At 70.4% G+C, this 17,069-nt stretch carries 13 protein-coding genes and 15 pseudogenes; 21 read left to right on the top strand and 7 right to left on the bottom strand.

The annotated features are described in order from the left end of the window. Window positions 1-90: 90 nt before the first annotated feature. Window positions 91-702 (bottom strand): TetR/AcrR family transcriptional regulator, encoded by a 612-nt coding sequence (locus UK94_RS12500; RefSeq protein ID WP_011603780.1) that lies wholly within the window; start codon window positions 700-702, stop codon window positions 91-93. 88 nt (window positions 703-790) lie between these two features. Here UK94_RS12500 and UK94_RS12505 point away from each other — a divergent pair, with 88 nt between their 5' ends. The 21 genes and pseudogenes from UK94_RS12505 to UK94_RS12565 all read left to right on the top strand — a co-directional run bounded on the left by UK94_RS12505 (window position 791) and on the right by UK94_RS12565 (window position 14,138). Continuing rightward, window positions 791-1,615, top strand: a complete 825-nt coding sequence (locus UK94_RS12505) for an enoyl-CoA hydratase-related protein (protein ID WP_055749976.1) — start codon at window positions 791-793, stop codon at window positions 1,613-1,615. 315 nt (window positions 1,616-1,930) lie between these two features. Continuing rightward, window positions 1,931-2,073: pseudogene (locus tag UK94_RS49610) on the top strand (hypothetical protein); the annotation flags it as partial. A gap of 7 nt (window positions 2,074-2,080) precedes the next feature. Then, complete coding sequence (locus UK94_RS49615; protein WP_235487737.1) at window positions 2,081-2,257, top strand: OB-fold domain-containing protein; 177 nt, start codon at window positions 2,081-2,083, stop codon at window positions 2,255-2,257. Between the two features lie 25 nt (window positions 2,258-2,282). Next, window positions 2,283-2,450: pseudogene (locus UK94_RS49620) on the top strand (thiolase family protein); the annotation flags it as partial. 1 nt (window position 2,451) lies between these two features. After that, window positions 2,452-2,515: pseudogene (locus UK94_RS49625) on the top strand (hypothetical protein); the annotation flags it as partial. A 1-nt stretch (window position 2,516) separates the two neighbouring features. Then, window positions 2,517-2,588, top strand: a pseudogene (locus UK94_RS49630) (hypothetical protein); the annotation flags it as partial. A 1-nt stretch (window position 2,589) separates the two neighbouring features. Continuing rightward, window positions 2,590-2,721, top strand: a pseudogene (locus tag UK94_RS49635) (thiolase family protein); the annotation flags it as partial. A 1-nt stretch (window position 2,722) separates the two neighbouring features. Then, window positions 2,723-2,944, top strand: a pseudogene (locus UK94_RS49640) (thiolase family protein); the annotation flags it as partial. Window position 2,945: 1 nt separating this feature from the next. Beyond that, window positions 2,946-3,405, top strand: a pseudogene (locus UK94_RS49645) (thiolase family protein); the annotation flags it as partial. Window positions 3,406-5,161: 1,756 nt separating this feature from the next. After that, window positions 5,162-6,640, top strand: a complete 1,479-nt coding sequence (locus UK94_RS12525; protein ID WP_041939169.1) for an aldehyde dehydrogenase family protein — start codon at window positions 5,162-5,164, stop codon at window positions 6,638-6,640. Further along, window positions 6,637-7,202, top strand: a 566-nt coding sequence (locus tag UK94_RS49650) for an SDR family oxidoreductase (RefSeq protein WP_235487664.1), incomplete at its 3' end; no start/stop codon positions are given. The genes UK94_RS12525 and UK94_RS49650, both read left to right, overlap by 4 nt. 1 nt (window position 7,203) lies before the next feature. Next, a pseudogene (locus UK94_RS49655) lies at window positions 7,204-7,445 on the top strand (oxidoreductase); the annotation flags it as partial. Between the two features lie 102 nt (window positions 7,446-7,547). Then, a pseudogene (locus UK94_RS49660) lies at window positions 7,548-7,736 on the top strand (amidohydrolase); the annotation flags it as partial. Window positions 7,737-7,757: 21 nt separating this feature from the next. Next, window positions 7,758-8,318: amidohydrolase family protein (locus UK94_RS49665; protein ID WP_235487667.1), on the top strand; the 561-nt coding region annotated here is incomplete at its 3' end. Between the two features lie 41 nt (window positions 8,319-8,359). Further along, window positions 8,360-8,618 (top strand): annotated as a pseudogene (locus UK94_RS49675) (amidohydrolase family protein); the annotation flags it as partial. After that, window positions 8,615-9,097 (top strand): PaaI family thioesterase, encoded by a 483-nt coding sequence (locus tag UK94_RS12540; protein ID WP_231861612.1) that lies wholly within the window; start codon window positions 8,615-8,617, stop codon window positions 9,095-9,097. The pseudogene UK94_RS49675 and the gene UK94_RS12540, both read left to right, overlap by 4 nt. A 1,147-nt stretch (window positions 9,098-10,244) precedes the next feature. After that, window positions 10,245-10,476: zinc ribbon domain-containing protein (locus UK94_RS49680; RefSeq protein ID WP_268761320.1), on the top strand; the 232-nt coding region annotated here is incomplete at its 3' end. Between the two features lies 1 nt (window position 10,477). Then, window positions 10,478-10,646 (top strand): annotated as a pseudogene (locus UK94_RS49685) (OB-fold domain-containing protein); the annotation flags it as partial. Next, on the top strand, window positions 10,643-12,490 hold a 1,848-nt coding region (locus UK94_RS12555), incomplete at its 3' end, for a CoA transferase (RefSeq protein ID WP_235487668.1). The pseudogene UK94_RS49685 and the gene UK94_RS12555, both read left to right, overlap by 4 nt. 401 nt (window positions 12,491-12,891) lie before the next feature. Then, window positions 12,892-13,188, top strand: a complete 297-nt coding sequence (locus UK94_RS12560) for a hypothetical protein (protein ID WP_011603792.1) — start codon at window positions 12,892-12,894, stop codon at window positions 13,186-13,188. Between the two features lie 95 nt (window positions 13,189-13,283). Continuing rightward, complete coding sequence (locus tag UK94_RS12565; RefSeq protein ID WP_055749983.1) at window positions 13,284-14,138, top strand: patatin-like phospholipase family protein; 855 nt, start codon at window positions 13,284-13,286, stop codon at window positions 14,136-14,138. A gap of 153 nt (window positions 14,139-14,291) precedes the next feature. Here UK94_RS12565 and UK94_RS12570 read toward each other — a convergent pair whose 3' ends face one another. The 6 genes and pseudogenes from UK94_RS12570 to UK94_RS49705 form a co-directional block, all read right to left on the bottom strand. Next, window positions 14,292-15,083, bottom strand: a complete 792-nt coding sequence (locus UK94_RS12570) for an enoyl-CoA hydratase/isomerase family protein (protein ID WP_011603794.1) — start codon at window positions 15,081-15,083, stop codon at window positions 14,292-14,294. Window positions 15,084-15,235: 152 nt separating this feature from the next. Further along, window positions 15,236-15,452: SDR family oxidoreductase (locus tag UK94_RS49690; RefSeq protein WP_235487670.1), on the bottom strand; the 217-nt coding region annotated here is incomplete at its 5' end. 1 nt (window position 15,453) lies between these two features. Beyond that, window positions 15,454-15,997 (bottom strand): annotated as a pseudogene (locus UK94_RS12575) (SDR family oxidoreductase); the annotation flags it as partial. 575 nt (window positions 15,998-16,572) lie between these two features. Further along, window positions 16,573-16,861: pseudogene (locus tag UK94_RS49695) on the bottom strand (integrase core domain-containing protein); the annotation flags it as partial. Between the two features lies 1 nt (window position 16,862). Further along, window positions 16,863-16,986 (bottom strand): annotated as a pseudogene (locus tag UK94_RS49700) (transposase family protein); the annotation flags it as partial. A 1-nt stretch (window position 16,987) separates the two neighbouring features. Beyond that, window positions 16,988-17,060: pseudogene (locus UK94_RS49705) on the bottom strand (hypothetical protein); the annotation flags it as partial. Between the last annotated feature and the right edge of the window lie 9 nt (window positions 17,061-17,069).

Consider the following 17,069-nt stretch of genomic DNA (forward strand, 5'->3'; position numbering starts at 1 on the left):
CCCGTCGTCGCGCCGCCCGCGGCCGCAGGGGCAATTAGTGGACGACGGTACGATAACCTCGAAGTGGCGGCAAGGACGAGCCTCGCGGCGTCAGGCGTGGACGAGCCCGGCGACGAACAGGTCGACCACGTTTTTGATCATTTTCTGGTCGGGGGTGGAGGTCTTGGTCCCCAGCAGCGCGTTCATGAGCAGGGCACCCATGAACGCGCTCGCGGCCGTGTCGAGGTTGATGTTCCGGCCGATCTCGCCCCGCTCGCGGGCCAGCAGGAAGATCTCCTTGCCGCGGGCGATGCCAAGTGCCATGTCGTAGCTCTGAAACCGCCGGTAGACCCCCGGAGCCGCGGCTCCCATCGCGACGAAATGCATGTGCAGTTCCAACAGCGGCGTCACCATCGAGACCCGGACGACCTGCTCGCCGAGCTGGAGGAGATCGGCGCGCAGGTCGCCCTTCGAGGGCAGCAGCTTGAACTGGGAGACCTCGACGAGTGCCTCCGCGAGCAGGTCCATCACGCTCGGCCACCGCAGGTAGACGGTGCTCTTGGCGACCCCGGCGCGCCGCGCGATCGACGCCAGCGTCACCTCATAGGTCCCGAGCTCCGCGACTTCCTCGCGCGCCGCCGTGCGGACACGCTGCGCGAGCTCCTCGTCGCGGGGGCGGCCCGGCCCCCGCCTTGCGGTCGATTCCTGCCGCGCGACCGTCACAGAACCCAGAGTAGAACGCCCCCGCCAGGTCCGACAGCGCATGCCGGCGTGATCTCCGTGACGCGCCGCCAGGAAAGCGAGACAACACATGTCCGGCGATGATCTGTTCGACGAGTACGCGACGGTGCGATGGGAGGACGCGGCCCCCAACGTCGTGCGCCTCTGGCTGGACCGGCCGGACCGGATGAACGCCTACGACAGCCAGATGTGCGCCGACCTGCGGGCGGCGATCGATCGCTTCGACCGGGACGACACCGTGAGGGTCCTCGTCCTGACCGGTGCCGGGCGGGGGTTCTGCGCGGGAGGAGACATCGGCGGTGACGACCCGAGGCTCGCCGCCGAGCTCGCCGGCCAGCTCGGCCGGGCGCAGAACCTGAAGCACGACCTGCACGCGGTGGTGCGCGACCTGCTCGCCCTCGACAAGCCCGTCATCGCGGCCGTGAACGGAGCCGCGGTGGCGGGCGGGCTCACCCTGGCGCTTACCGCGGACCTGCGTGTCGCGGGCGAGTCGGCGAAGCTCGGCGACACCAGCTCTCGGGTGGGGCTGCTGCCCGACGAGGGCGGCGCCTGGCTGTTCCCGCGCGTCATGGGCCACGGCGCCGCCTACCGCATGGTCGCCCTCGGCGAGGTCTACGGCGCGGCGCGGGCGCGCGAGCTGGGACTGGTGGACGAGGTGGTACCCGACGGCGAGCTCGCGCAGGTCGCGCTCGACCTCGCGAGCGCCTTCGCCGCCCGGTCCCCGCTCGCGCTTCGGGTCGCGAAGCGGCTGCTGCGCGACGGGGCGACGAGCACCCTGGAACAGTCGTTCTCCGACGCCGCCCTCGCCGTCATGTTCGTGAACACGAGCGAGGATGCCCAGGAGGGTCTGCGTGCCTTCCGGGAGAAGCGCGCCCCGGACTTCACCGGGCACTGAGACCCGCACCGGACCGGAGGAGATCACGCGCCGAGCCCTGGACCGGCGCCTGTCACCCCACCCTCAATCCGAACGGAAAGTAGTTGTATGACTGCTTTCAGTCATCGAACAAAGTCCTACCAGCGCATTGCTCCGACACCCTCCGGCGGGTTACTGTTCCCGAGTCCAATAATCCCGGACGTGAAGGACTGAGCGGTGAGCGCACCGATCCCCCTGGCCGAAGGCCTGTTCACGTGGCCCGCGGACGAGCCCGAGCTGATCGCGGGAAGGGTGCCCGGCACTGACCGCGTCCTGTTCCCGCGACCGGAGCACGTGATGGCTGACGACGGCAGCCTCGTCGAGACCGAGGAGATTCGGCTACCTCGGCGCGGAAACCTCTGGACGTTCACCACCCAGCGGTTCCGCCCACCGGCCTCGAAGGACTCCACCACGGCGTTCAGCGAGGAGAACTTCAGGCCNTTCACCGTGGGCTACATCGAGCTGCCGGGCTTCCTGAAGATCCAGACGCGGATCACCGAAGCGGACCCCGACAGGCTCCGGATCGGTCAGGAGATGGAGCTCGTCATGGAGCCCTTCGGTCAGGACACGCAGGGCCGGGATGTCGTGACGTTCGCCTTTTCCCCCGTCGAGGAGGTCTCCTGATGTCGGACGTGTCGATCATCGGTANGGGGCTGTTCCCCTTCGGTCGGTACGCCGAACTCAGCGCGCTCGACCTGGGAGCCGAGGCGGCACGGCGGGCCCTCGTCGACGCCGGGGCCAGGTGGTCCGACGTGGGAGCGATGTTCACCGGTTCACTCGAGGTCGACTGCCCGGAGGCTCTGGTCGCCAGGCTGGGNCTCACCGGCGTGCCCGCTCGATCGGTCTTCAACGGGTGCGCTACCGGCAACACCGCGCTGTATGNCGCCGTCTCCGCGGTCGAGCGCGGCGAATGCGACCTGGCCCTGGCGGTCGGACTCGACAAGCACCCGCGCGGNGCCTTCGTGGCCGATCCCTCCGTCTCTGGACTACCAGCGTGGTACGGCCAGGCCGGCCTGTACCTCACCACGCAGTTTTTCGGGATGAAGGCAACCCGCTACCTGCACCTGTACGGCGTGACTGCGAGGACGNTGGCACGGGTGGCCGCCAAGAGCTTCCGCAACGGTGCCCGCAACCCCGACGCCTGGCGGCGCAAGCCGCTCTCGGAGGACGAGATCCTGGGCTCCGAGCTGCTGAACTCCCCGCTCACCCAGTACATGTACTGCGGGCCCAACGAGGGCGCGGCGGCCGTACTCGTCACGCGGAGCAGCAGTGCGAGCAGCTACTCGGGCACCCCGATCAGGGTCCTCTCCANGGCGTTGCGCAGCCGCCGCGAAGGTGCCTTCGAGATCATGAGCACCTCGTTGCCGCTCGCCGAGGTCGAGAGCGTGACGGTCGACGCCTCACGCGAGGCGTACGAGAAGGCGGGTATCGGCCCCTCCGAGGTCGACGTGGCCCAGCTTCAGGACACCGACGCCGGGTCCGAAGTCATCCACATGGCCGAGAACGGCTTCTGCGAGCACGGCGACCAGGAGAAGCTCGTCGCCACGGGCTGGACCGAGATCGACGGTGGCCTCCCGGTCAACACCGACGGCGGGCTACTCGCGAACGGCGAGCCGGTCGGCGCGTCGGGTCTCCGCCAGATCCACGAGCTTGTGACCCAGCTGCGCGGCCGGGCCGGCAAGCGGCAGGTGCCGAACGAGCCGCGGATCGGCTATGCGCATCTCTACGGTGCTCCTGGTACCGCCGCGATCACGATCCTCGCTCGGCCATGAGTGGGAGCCGCTTACCGGCCTGGACGGTCCCGCCCGAGCTGCGGCGCCACTACCGCGAGGCAGGGTGGTGGGACGGCCNCACGCTGGTGGATGTCGCGGTCCAGGGGTTCNGCGGCTCGCCCCGCAGTGTCGTGCGCACGCATTCGGNGACCCATCCGTCCTGCCTGACCTACGCGGAGGTGCTCGACGGTGGGCGAGCCCTCGCCGCCCACCTGGAGTCCGTGGGCGTGCGCCAGGGCGATGCCCTTGCGTTCCAACTGCCGAACTGGTCGGAGGCGCTGGTCTGCTTCGTCGGCGCCCTTCTGCGCGGCGCGGTGCTCGTGCCGATCGCGCCGTACTACCGCGAGCACGAGTTGACCGGGATCCTGCGACGAAGCGAGGNCCGCTGCCTGGTCGTGGCCGAACAGGTGCGCGGCCGGCGTCCCATCGACGAGGTCGCCGGGCTGCGCGAGCAGCTTCCCGCACTTGGCGAGGTGATCGTTGTGGGCGACGGTCCCATCCCCTCGTGGGCGACGCCGTACGCCGGCGCCGTGGGGCACTCGAAGCGAGCCGGGGACCTGCCCCGCATCGATCCCGAGGCGCCGGCGGCCGTCACCTGGACCAGCGGGACGACCGCGGAGCCGAAGGGCGTCGTCCTCAGCCATCAGGCGCTCGCCTTCGAGGTTCGCTTCCACATGGCACCGTCCCTACCGTCCGGCGCCCGGCTGGCGGCAGCTCCGCTGTCCCATGTCACGGGCATGCTCGCCACCGCTCTCGTCCCACCCGTCCGCGGCGAGGACATCCATCTCCTCGACGTCTGGTCTCCCCCCTCGGTCGTGGCGCTGATGGACGAGCTGAAGCTGCCGCCGGCGCTGTACGCGCCGGTGTTCGCGACGTCGCTGCTGGACGAGCCGAGCCTGAGGCCGGACCACCTCCGTCTCATGGACACGGCGAGCCTCGGCGGGGCCCCGGTGTCCAGGGCGCTCGCCGAACGGCTCGAGAGCGCGGGTGTCGCCGTGACACGGGGCTATGGGTGCACGGAACATCCGTCGATCAGCCTGTCCGCGAGTTCGGACGGCAGTCGAGCGCGGTTGACGACCGACGGGCGCATCCTCCCCGGGGTCGAGCTGCGGCTTCTCGACGACGATGGCGCGCTCGTGGNCGTCGGAGCGCAGGGCGAGATCCACAGCCGCGGCCCCGATCTGTTCAGCGGTTACCTCGGAGCCGCGGGCAGCGCGACGAACGAGGACGGCTACTTCGCGACCGGTGACATCGGGGTCGTCGAGGAGGATGCAAGCGGCCGCTGGCTCCGGCTTGTGGACCGCAAGAAAGACATCGTCATCCGCGCCGGGATCAACATCAGCGCCGCCGAGGTGGAGGCCGCGCTCGACGGNCTTCCCGGGGCCCGGGAACTCTCGGTCATCGGCGTGCCCGATGCGCGGACCGGCGAGCGGGTGTGCGTCGCCGTCGTACCGGTCGCCGGTCGTGAGGTGACGCTCGAGGACGTCCGACGCCATCTCGACGCAGCGAGGGTGGCCAGGCAGAAGTGGCCCGAGTCCGTCCTGCTCGTCGACGAGGCGCTGCCCCGCACTCCGTCCGGCAAGGTGCGCAAGCCCGACCTCTGCCTGCAGTGGTCGCGAAGGTCGGGTGGACCGCTTAGGTCGGGCGGACATGGTGGCGACTGAGGTCGGCGGGCGACCCGCCGACCGGCCTTCGGGCGGCCGGTGGCAGCGCTGCGGATGCCTGTTCCGTACACCGTGCAAAGTTGGGAGACGACGTGGCTCACGATGAGTACGAGGGTCGGCTGTTCATCGGCGGATCCTTCCGCGAGGCCCGCTCTGGCCGGCGTTTCGACGTCGTGGATCCTTGCGACGAGTCGGTCGTCGCCACCGCGGCCGACGCGGACGCCGAGGACGTCTCGGACGCGGTGGCCGCCGCACGCGACGCCGCCGACACCACGTCGTGGGCGACCGACCACGAGCTGCGGCAGCGGTGCCTGCAGCAACTCCAGGTCGGTCTGCGCAAGGAGACGCAGGAGATCCGGGCCCTCCAGATGGCGGAGGCGGGCATCTGCTCGAGCGTGCTCGACTCCCACGTGGAGGCCCAGATCGAGAACATGTCGTGGTTCAACGACCTGATCGGCCGCTTTCCCTGGGAGACCGACTTCCCGGCCTTCTCGTTGCTGGGCATGCAGAGCCTTCGCCGGGTGCGGTACGAGCCGTACGGCGTCGTCGGAGCCATCACGCCCTGGAACGCGCCCTTCATGACCGACCTGTGGAAGGTCGACCACGCGCTCGCGACCGGGAACACCGTGGTGCTCAAGACGGCGCCCGACACCCCGCTGTCGGGCGCTGCCCTCGCCCGGATCGTGGCGGAGCACACCGAGATCCCGGCGGGCGTGGTGAACGTGATCAGCTCCGCCGACAAGGCCATCGCCGGCGAGGCGCTGACGGCAGATCCCCGCGTCGACATGTTCCACTTCACCGGCTCGCCCGCGGTCGGACGGCGCATCGCCGAGCGGGCCGCGGTCGGCATCCGTAAGGCGTGTCTCGAACTGGGCGGGAAGTCGGCCAACCTCATCCTCGACGACGCCGACCTCGATCAGGCCACCGGTCTCGGCGTCGCGATGTGCATGAGTTCGAGCGGTCAGGGTTGCGCGCTGGCGACCCGCATGGTCGTGCACGCCTCCGTGTACGACGAGGTGCTCGAGCGCCTCGCGGCGATCGTCGGCGTCCTGCCGTGGGGTGATCCCCGTGACTCGGGCAACGTGGTCGGACCGATCATCCGCCGGGAACAGCTCGACCGGATGGCCGCGCTGGTGGACCGGGCGCGCGACGCCGGGGCGCGCGTGCTCGTCGGCGGTGAGCGCGGTGACCGGGGCGGGAAGGGATTCTGGTACCTCCCGACGGTCGTCGCCGATGTGGGCGAGGACGACGAGATCGCGCAGACCGAGGTGTTCGGGCCGGTGCTCACGGTCGTGCGGTACGACGGCGATGACGACGAGGCCGTCCGGGTGGCGAACAACTCGGTCTACGGGCTGTCGGGCTACGTGCAGACCTCCGACCCCGAACGCGCCTGGCGCATCGCCCGACGGCTGCGTACCGGCACCGTCAACCTCGGGCCCGCGTTCTACCTGTCGCCGGACACGCCGTTCGGCGGCTACGGCGTCAGCGGCGTCGGCCGCGAGCACGGCGAGGACGGCTTCCGGGAGTATCTGCAGGCCAAGACGATCGCGTACCCGCAGGTGTCGGCATGACCGGCCGGCTCGACGGCAAGACCGTCCTGCTGACCGGCGCCGGCTCCGGTCTGGGTCGCGAGAGCGCCCACCTGTTCTCCGCCGAGGGTGCGCGCGTGGTTGTCACCGACGTGCGTCCCGAGCGGGTCGAACGTGTCGTCGGCGAGATCAAGGCGGCCGGCGGGGATGTCACCGGCACGCCCTGCGACGTCCGCGACCCGAAGGACTGTGCGGCCGCCGTCGCCGCGGCGGTGGCGACCTACGGGCGGGTCGACGCGCTCATGTGCTCGGCCGGCATTCCGGAAGAGGGGTTCGGCGCGACACCGTTCGAGGAGGCCACGCTCGAGTCGTTCGTGGACGTCGTGTCGACCAACCTCTTCGGCGTGTACCACGCGGCGCGCGCCGTGGTACCGCACATGAAGGCGAACCGGGCGGGGACGATCCTCGCGGTCTCTTCGATGGCCGGGCTGGTCGCCTACCCCGGCTTCCCGGGCTACGTCGCCGCCAAGCACGGGGTCAACGGTCTGGTAAAGTCCCTGTCGCTCGATCTGGGGCGGTTCGGCATCCGGGCCAACGCGCTGTGNCCCGCGCACGGCATGAGCGTGAACTTCGCGATGCCGCCCGACGCCGAGGTGCTCGGCCTGTCGTACGAGCAGGCGCAGCCGTCGTGGGACCCCTACGCAGGGTCGATCCCCCTGAAGCTGGCCCGTCCCCCCGCTCTTCGCGACAACGCCAACGCCGCCCTGTTCCTGATCAGCGACGAGTCGGCGTACATGTCGGGCGTGTGCCTGCCGGCCACGGACGGCGGCAACCTCGCCCGCAGCTCNATCATCTTTCCCAGCGACCTCGACGCGTCGTCGGACACGGCACCCGACGGCGTGCTGCCCGCCGACCAGGCCGCCCGGCTCGCCTAGGCAGTGGAGGAACCATGACCGACAAGATCTGGGCCAGCTCGGCCGACTCCCATGTGCTCGAACCACTCGACCTGTGGAAGCGGGCGCTGCCCGCGGCGCTCGCCGAGCGGGCGCCGTGGACGGTGCGTGACGACAACCGCGAGACTGTGTACGTCGACGGTCAGGTGATGCGGCGCGACCCCATCTCCTTCTCCGACGCGATGNGACCCCCTGGCGCGGAGGACGTGTCGGCTCGGCTCCAGGACCTCGACGAGCAGGGCGTCTGGGCGGAGGTCGTCTTCCCGTCCCGCGGCCTGTGGATCTCGAACATGAGTGATGCCGAACTCTCCCGCGAGTGCGCCCGGGCCTGGAACGACTGGTGCGCCGCGGACTTCGCCAGCGCGTCGGCGCGGCTGCTGCCCTCGGCGATCGTGAGCGCGCTCGACGTCGCCGACGCGGTGAGCGAGCTGGGACGCGCGAAGGAGCTCGGCTTCCAACACGTCTACCTACCCACGACGCCGCCCGCCGGGATGCCCTACAACAACGAGATCTGGGAGCCGCTGTGGGCGGCCGCCGCCGAGGCCGGGATGGCGCTGTCGTTCCACGTCGGCACCGGGGCCTCGCCCGTCGTGGCGCGCGGTCCTGGCGGAGCCGTCATCAACTACGTCGAGACGACGATGCCGGGGCAGCGCGTGGTGACCCATCTCGTCGCCTCCGGTGCCCTCGACCGGCACCCGGACCTCAGGATCGTCATCGCCGAGGGTGGCTGCTCGTGGATCCCGGCGCTGGCGGACCGGATGGACGAGNGCTANCGGCAGCACGACATGTTCGTGCGCCCGAAGCTGTNGCGGCTGCCGAGCGAGATCATCTTTCGGCAGGTCTACACCTCGTTCCAGCATGACCGCAGCGCGGTGCCGACGGTCGAGGCCCTCGGCTACGACAAGGTCATGTGGGGTAGTGACTATCCGCATCTCGAGGGGACCTTCCCGAACACGCAGAAGGTCCTGCACGAGCTGTTCGACGGGGTGGACCAGGCGGTCATCGACCGCATCACCGAGGGGACCATGCGCGAGCTGTTCGACCTGCCCGAACGGATCCCGGCGTGACGGCTGCGCTGACCACGGTCCGTGGCTGGGGCCCGCACGGGGTCGTCCTGTGCGCGTCGTGCCGCCGGACCGGCCTCTGCCGCCTGGGCGTCACCAGTGAGATCGTCGACGGCGACGCCGTCGCGTACGAGTTGCACTGCCCGCGCGAGCACGAAGGCGGCCCGAACGTCGCGCACGGCGGCTGGACAGCCGGGGTGCTCGACGAGCTCGCCGGGCACGTCGTGGTGCTCCGTGGGCAGCTCGCGGTGACGGGTCAGCTGTCGGTGCGCTTCGTCAGACCGGTGCCGGTCGAGCGGCCGCTGCTCGGCAGGGCGTCGCTCGTGCGCCGGGAGGGCCATCGGTGGTTCATCGAGGCCCAGATTGTGCTGGCGAGCAGCGGAGCGCAGCTCGCGGCGGCCGAGGCCGTCCTCGTGGCGCGGGACGCCGACCACTTCGCCCGCCACGAGCGATGGCTCGCCGAGCAGGAGGGATCGGCATGACCCACGGCCGCCCGGTGGCCGTCGCCGGTGTGCACGTCACCGAACAGGCGCGTCGCCTCGACGGGCGCACCTCCTTCGACCTGGCGCTCGAGTCGGTGCTGGGCTGCCTGACCGACGCGGGCCTGGACCGCGCCGACGTCGACGGGGTGCTGCTCGACTGGCCGGGCCCGGGCGGCATCGCGGGCGAGACGAGCTCGTGGGCCCGGCTGCTCGGGCGGCGGGCGTCCCTGTCGAGCGACACGATCATGGACAACGCCGGTGCTCGCGGGCTGCTCAAGGCGACCGCGATGGTGGCGGCCGGCTTCTGCGACGTGGTGGTGGTCGGGGGCGGCATGGCGGGCGTGTTCGGCGGCGGCCCGGTTCCCGGCGGCTCCGGCGCCACCTACAGCGACCTGTGGGGTTGCTACGTGGTGCCGCACTTCGCCCTGGTCGCGCAGCGGCATATGGCCGACCACGGCACCACCGCCGAGCAGATCGCCCGCGTCGCGGCAGTGATCCGCAACAACGGCCACGTCAACGAAGAGGCGGTCATGCACGGCCGCGGTCCGTACACCGTCGACGACGTCCTCGCGTCGCCGATGGTGGCGTCGCCGCTGCACCGTCTCGAGGTCTGCCTCACGGCGGAGGGCGGGGCGGCGTATGTCGTGACCACGCTCGATCGCGCCCGTGACCTGCGCCAGAAGGCGGTCGTCGTCCGCGGGGGCGGCATGGAGTACCACCAGGGCGCCTACGCCAACCCGGCCCTGCTNCGCGAGGTCGGTGACCTCGGGGCGCTCGCCATGCGGCGCGCCCTCGGCCTCGCCGACCTCGACCGCGGCGACATCGACGTCCTGTCCGTCTACGACCCCAGCTCCTTCGAGGTCATCCGGCAGCTCGAGGCGCTCGGGTTCTGCGAGGCGGGCGACGGCGGTGGCCTCGTCGACGCGGGGGTCATCGAGCTCGACGGTGCGCTGCCCGTCAACCCCGACGGCGGATGCCTCGCGCACTCCTGGAACGGAACGCAGCAGATGTCGATCCGCGTCATCGAGGCCGTGCGCCAGCTGCGGGGCACGGCCGTCAACCAGGTGGTCTCGGCCCGGCACGCCCTCGTGGCCAACGCGGGGTCGGGCGCCCAGCACTATGAACTGGCGATCCTCGGGGCGGACCGATGACGGAGCTGCCTGTGCCCGTCTTCGACGATCTCTGGGGGCCGTTCTGGAAGGAGCTCGTCGACGGCCGGCTGACGATGCCGCTGTGCCCGAACGGGCACAGGTTCTTCGTTCCGGAGCCGGTCTGCCCGACGTGCCTGAGCGCAACCTGGTCGTGGTCGCCGGCGGCCGGGCGCGGCTCGCTCTACTCGTGGTCCGTGGTGCACCGCGCCCCGGTGGCGGATGTCGCGANGCCCTATGTCATCGCCGTCGTCGACCTGGACGAAGGCTGGACCCTGATGACCCACCTCGTCGACGTGGCCCCCGGCCGGCCGTTGCTGGCCGGGGACCGTGTCGCGCTACGCATCACCCATCGCGGCGGGTGGGCGCTCCCGACCTTCGCCCTTGAGGAGGACCAGTGATCCTCGACGGGATCCGCATCGTCGACCTGACCACCGGACTGGCCGGTCCGGTCGCAACCCAGCTGCTCGCGGAGGCGGGCGCGGAGGTCCTGAAGATCGAGCCCCCCGCGGGCGATCCGGTCCGGTCCCGGCAGCCCACGGCCTTCGAGACCTGGAACCGCAGCAAGGACGGCCTCGTGCTGGACCTCGGCGACAGCGGCGACCGGGCCCGCCTCGACCAGCTTCTGGCCGGGGCGGATGTGCTGGTTCACGAGCTGACGCCGGCCCAGGCCACCGCGCACGGCCTCGACGACACCCAGCTCCGAGCCCGGTTCCCCGACCTGATCGCCGCCTCTGTCATCGGGTACGCCCACGGCCACTTGGACGCCGAGCGGCCGTGGGCGGAGATCCTGGTGCAGGCGCGGTCCGGGGCGATGGACGAGCAGCTCAGCCACCGCCCGGGGCCGTGCTTCCTGCGCTTTCCGATCGCGAGCTGGCCGACGGCGTACCTCGTGGCGGCTGGCGTGCTGGTCCGGTTGATCACCCGGCAGCGGACGGGCCGGGCCGGTCCGGTCCACACCAGCCTCCACCAGGGCCTGCTGGCCGTCCTGGCGATGCTCTGGAACGACGCGGAGTCTCCGAGTGACTTCCTGCGCGCGAAGATTCCGCTGCCCAAGGCGATGCCCTACGTCACGATGACGCTTTTCGAGTGCAGCGACGGTCGCTGGGTGCAGACGCTCGGCGGGTTCATGGAGAACCCGCTCGTCCTGGAGTCCTGCGCGATGCTCGGGGAGGAGCCGCCCTACTCGCCCTTCGGCACGATGCCGTCCGCCGAGGCGCAGGCGCTGTGGCGCCGGATGTTCAGGACCCGCCCCGCGCACGAGTGGATCGAGTCGTTCCACGCGACCGACGTCCCGGCGGAGTACGTCGAGGAGCTCGGCGCCGTCTTCCGCGACGAGCAGGTCCGGGTGAACGACTATGTCGTGGATCTCGACCATCCCCGGCTCGGTCAGGTCCGTCAGGCCGCCGCGCCCTTCACCACCTCGCCACCCTCCCGGGTGCGACGACCTGCTCCCGCACTGGACGAGTCCTGGACGAACTGGACAGACCGGCCCGCGGCCCACGTCAGGAACGAGCCGTACGCCGCCCGGCCGCTCGCGGGTATGCGCGTGCTCGACCTGGGCTCCTATCTCGCTGGCCCGCTCGCGCCGATGCTGCTGGCCGACCTGGGCGCAGACGTCATCAAGGTCGAGTCGACGACCGGGGAGCGGATGCGCCGCAGCGAGATGCTCTTCATCGGGGCCCAACGCGGCAAGAGGTCCCTGGCGGTCGACCTCAACCGGCCGGAGGGGAAGGAGGTACTGCGGCGGTTGATCCGCTGGGCCGACGTCGTGCACCACAACATGCGAGGCCCCGCGGCGGACCGGATCGGCCTCGACGAGGCGTCCGTGCGAGCTGTCAACCCCGGCGTCGTCTTCTCCCACGTCAGCGCCTACGGGCCGCACGGCGAGAAGTCGGCGTGGCCGGGCTACGACCCGATCGCCCAGGCCGCCAGCGGCTGGATGCTCGCCGGTGCCGGCGAGGGCAACCCGCCGCTGTGGCACCGCTTCGGCATGATGGATCACCAGGCGGCGCTCGCCTCGCTGCTGCCGACGCTTCTCGCCGTCTATGAACGCGATCGAACGGGCCGTGCCACCGGGACGACGTCCTCACTGCTGGCCGCGGCGACCATGACCAACAGCGAGACCTGCCTCGACCGCACGACCGGCGAGGTCGCCGCGGTCCCGGCCGTGGATCCGAACCTGTTCGGCCTCGACCCCTACTATCGGATCTATCCGGTGGGCGAGCGGTTCGTCGCGGTCGCTNCGACGACGCCCGAGCAACAGGACGCACTGCGAAGCGTCTGCGGCGCCTCCGACCTCGCCGCTGCGCTCGCCGACCGCGAGCCCGAAGAGCTGCTCGCGGAGCTCTCGCTGCGTGGCGTTCCGGCGGAGCTCGTCCGGACCGAGCAGGAGCTGGCCTTCCTCCGGGACGAGGAGAACCAGCGCCTGGGACTGGCGGTGTCCTACCAGCACCCCGAGTACGGCCGGCTGACCCAGCCCGGCGCCTTCTGGGACTTCGTCGACCAGGACCTGTTCCTCGACCGGCCACCGCCGACGCTCGGCGAGCACACGCGTGAGGTGTTGATCGAGCTCGGCTTCTCGGCGAAGGAAGTCGGCGCATTCAGGAAGGCCGGCCTCATCGCCGGCCCAGGGTTGGAGGACTCGTGAAACTGTCCGTCGGAAGCCGCCTGCACAGCCGGGTGGGGACCGCGTCCGTGATCGTCATCCGGGCGCCCAAGATCGATGTCGAGCTCGCGTGCGCCGGTCAGCCGATGTCGGACTCTGACGGCGACCGCGTCGCCGCCGACGACCTGGCTTTCGACCTGCCGATGGGCAAGCGCTTCGAAGACGCCGGACTCGGGCTCGAACTGCTCGTGACCTCGGCAGGATCCGGTCCGTTGAGCGTTGACGGCGTGCCCTTGACCATCCGCGCGCCGCGCACTCTGCCTGCCTCGGACTGACAGGTCGTCAGAGCAGGGGTCCTCGGTCTGGGCCGCGTAGTAGCTACAGGCTGTGGCCGGCCCGGCCTGTGCTCAGCGCAAGGTGGGAGGGGACTGTGACCTTCGCTTTGGTTCTGTGCGGTGGTGGCGTGGCCGGTGTCGCGTGGGAACTGGGCGTTCTCCGCGGGATCGCCGACGTCGACGAACCGCTCGCCGCGCGTCTGCTGGCCGCCGACACCGTCATCGGCACGTCGGCCGGCTCCACGGTCGCCGCACAGATCACCGGTGACACCCCGCTCGCCGCCCTCTACGACCGTCAACTGGCCCCTTCCTCCTCCGAGCTCGACATCGAGCTCGACCTCACGGAGCTGGCGAGTCGGCTCGGCACGGCGGTCGGCGGGGCCAGGGACGCCGCCGACCGCCGCCGTCGCATCGGTGCCCTCGCCCTGGCCACCGACACGGTCAGCGAAGCGACCCGTCGCGCCGTCATCGCAGGACGGCTGGACAGCGATCTGTGGCCCGTGCGGGACCTGCGCATCCTGGCCGTCGACGCGGCCACTGGCGAGCTCGTCGTGTTCACCCGCGACTGCGGGGTCGGCCTCGTCGACGCCGTGACCGCCAGCTGCGCGGTGCCGGGTGTCTGGCCGCCGGCCACCATCGGCGGACGCCGTTACGTCGACGGCGGCGTGCGTTCGGCGAGCAACGCCGACCTGGCCCGGGGAGCCCAGGCGGTACTCGTGCTCCCCCCCTCTCCGCCGGGCCAGCCCGGCGCGTGGGGTGACCTGGGCGCGGAGCTGTCCTGCCTTGCGCCGGCCCGCACCAACGTCGTGTTCGCCGACGAGGAGTCGATCGACGCCTTCGGCGCCAACCCGCTCTCGGTAGCCACCCGCGGGCCGTCCGCCCGCGCCGGACGCATCGTCGGCCGCGCGGCCGCCCAGACGGTCGGGACGTTCCTGAACCCGAAGCAGTAGCCAGGACCGTCAGCACGCCTGCAGTCGCCCGACGGCCAGCCCATCAGCCGGAGAGCCAGGTCACCCGCCACCCGGGCCGGGCCGGCCGTGCTGAGCGCACGGGGAGCGGACGCACGAGTCCCGCGGACAGAGCTCACCACTCGGCCCCCGTCCTCAGGACGAGGCCTGACGGCGCGCCCGCCTCTCCCGTACCGCCGCCAGGAAGGCCTGGTGGTCGTCGTCGCCCATGCTGAATCGCTCCGCGACGAGGGCGTAGCTGCGTGTGGCGGCCATGTTCTGTTCGAGTACGAGGTTCAGGGCGCGCTTGGTGTCCTGCGCCGCGCGCGCGGGAAGCGCGGCGAGCCGGCCCGCAAGCTCACGGGCCACGGTCATCAGGTCCGCGGCCGGCGCGACCCTGTTGGCAAGCCCCATCGCGACCGCGCGGTCCGATCCGATCCTGTCTCCGAGGAGAAGGAACTCCTTCGCGTGCAGCATGCTCACGTGCGCCGGCCAGGTCGCCGATCCGCCGTCGCCGGCGACGAGTCCAACCGACACGTGGGGATCCGCGAGGTACGCGGAGTCGGCCAGCACGACCAGGTCGCACATGACCGCGATGCTGGCACCGAGGCCGACGGCGGGACCGTTCACAGCCGCGACCAGCGGGAGCGGAAACCGGAGCATCTCCTCGATGATCCGGCGGCCTTCCTCCATCACGCGCCAGCGACCCGCGGGGTCGACCGCCTGCATCATGAAGGCAAAGTCGCCGCCCGCGCAGAAGTCCGCACCCACGCCGGTAAGGATCGCGGCGCGGGCGCCGGGGTCCGCCGCGATCTCGGCCCAGACGGTGGCCAGCCGGGCATGCAGCTCGGCGTCGACCGCGTTGTGCGCGGCGGGCCGGTTGATCGTGATGATCCGGATGTCACCCTCGGCCGCGATCATGATGGCCGGCTGATCGGCGTCGCCCATCCGTCCTCCCGTCTCCTCGCATGACTGCTTCGGCCACCCTAGAGGGTTTTATGTCCCGCAGTCCATTAATAAGACCTACGTCTACGCCTCCATCGGCAAGGTCACGGCTGCAGTCCCGCTGGCCGGTGCCGCCGAGATCGACCTCGCCGCCGTCAGGTCACGGTGAAGCCGCCGTCTACGGCGAGTGTCTGCCCGGTGACGAAACTACCGGCGTCGGAGGTCAGGAAGACCAGCGCCGCGGTCAGTTCCTCCGGTTCGCCGAGCCGTCCGCCGAGTACGCGGGACATCTGGGCATCGAGATAGCCCGGCTGATACTCGTCGGTCATCTCGGAGCGGAAGAAGCCCGGGGCCAGGGCGTTCACCCGGATGNCGCGCCGGCCGGTCCACTGCTGGGCGAGATCCCGCGTCATCCCGATCAGCCCCGCCTTGCTCGCCGCGTAGGCGGCCTGTGGCAGACCGGCGGTGGTCAGACCGAGGATGCTGGAGATGTTGACGATGCTGCTGCCGGGCCGCATGACCCGGGCCGCTGCCTGGGCCATCCAGTAGCAGCCGTTCAGGTTGACGTCGATGACGGAGCGGAACTGCTGCGGGGTCTCTCTCAGCGCGGGGACAGCGGTGCCGATCCCGGCGTTGTTGACCAGAATGTCGACGCGGCCGAAGGCTTCCACCGCGGCGACGACAAGCGCGTCGCAGGAGGCCGGGTCGGCGACGTCGGTGGCGACCGCGAGTGCGCGACGGCCCTCCTTCTCCACGGTCTCGGCGGTGGTGGCGAGCCGATCGACCCGGCGGGCGCCCAGGACCACGTCCGCGCCCGCCTGGGCGAGGCCCCGGGCGAAATCCACCCCGAGACCCGAGGATGCTCCGGTGACGACGGCGACCCGACCATCCAGCCGGAACCGTTCCAACACTGACATGGCACACTCCTACTCGGTGAACTTCGGTCTCGGACCCGCGCCGATGATCGCCTGCGAGGTTTCGGTGACGGGAAAGTGCTTCCGAATTGGAAGGATGGGAACTGGGGCCGATCAAGCCAACCCGAGAAGTTTCTTCACCGCGAAGACTACCAGTTCCCGCCCGTTTGTCCACGTCGGCGCCGCCGGACATCGACCATGAAGGAAATCACCGACCCGAGCGATTGCGATCCATGCCGAGCCTGCAAACTCCTCACCGCCGGTCTCGCCTTGGGTCAGTAAAAACCGCACATTACCGGTCTCTCCGTGAATGGACCTGCAAATTCAGGGAACTCCCGGGTGGAACCCGTCAAGCTGTTTCAGGCAGGATGTTGCAGAAATTAGCCGGATGATGTGTCTGTCTGGTCGGGCTGTTCCTCCTCCGGGGGCCGGTTGATCCACGCCGGTTCGGGCAGCGCTGGTGGTGCTGGAGGACGACGGATGAACCGTTCGGGATGCTCGGCGTAGGCGGCGTCCAGGACGGCAGCGCGGGCCTTCCGGACAGCGGCGNCCTGGCCGTGGTGGACCACCGCCGGGGNAAGCAGCCCGATCCCGGAATGCCTGTGCTGATTGTTGTAGTAGTCGAAGAACCCTCGGCACCAGGCCCCGGCGGCCTGGAGGTTCTCGAACGAAGCCGGGAAGTCAGGCCGGTATTTCATCGTCTTGAAGTGCGCCTCGGAATACGGGTTGTCGTTCGACACCCGAGGCCGGGAATGCGAACGGGTGACACCGAGATCAGCGAGCAGCAACGCGACGGTCTTCGAGGTCATGGACGTTCCCCGATAGGCGTGGATCGTCAGCTCCTCACGGCCGATCCGCTGTTTGGCGNAGCCGGCTGTGATCAGGTCCCCCGCGAGAGCCGCGGACTCCCGGTCCGCGACCATCCAGCCGACAACATACCGACTGTACACATCGATGATCACGTACAGGTGGAAGTAGGTCCATTTCTTCGGNCCGCGGAGCTTCGTGATATCCCAGCTCCACACCGAGTTCGGTGTCCCCGCGATCAGTTCGGGTTTGACGTGGGNGGGATGGG

It is taken from the genome of Frankia sp. AvcI1, from assembly GCF_001420875.1.
GTDB classification, from domain to species: Bacteria; Actinomycetota; Actinomycetes; order Frankiales; family Frankiaceae; genus Frankia; species Frankia alni.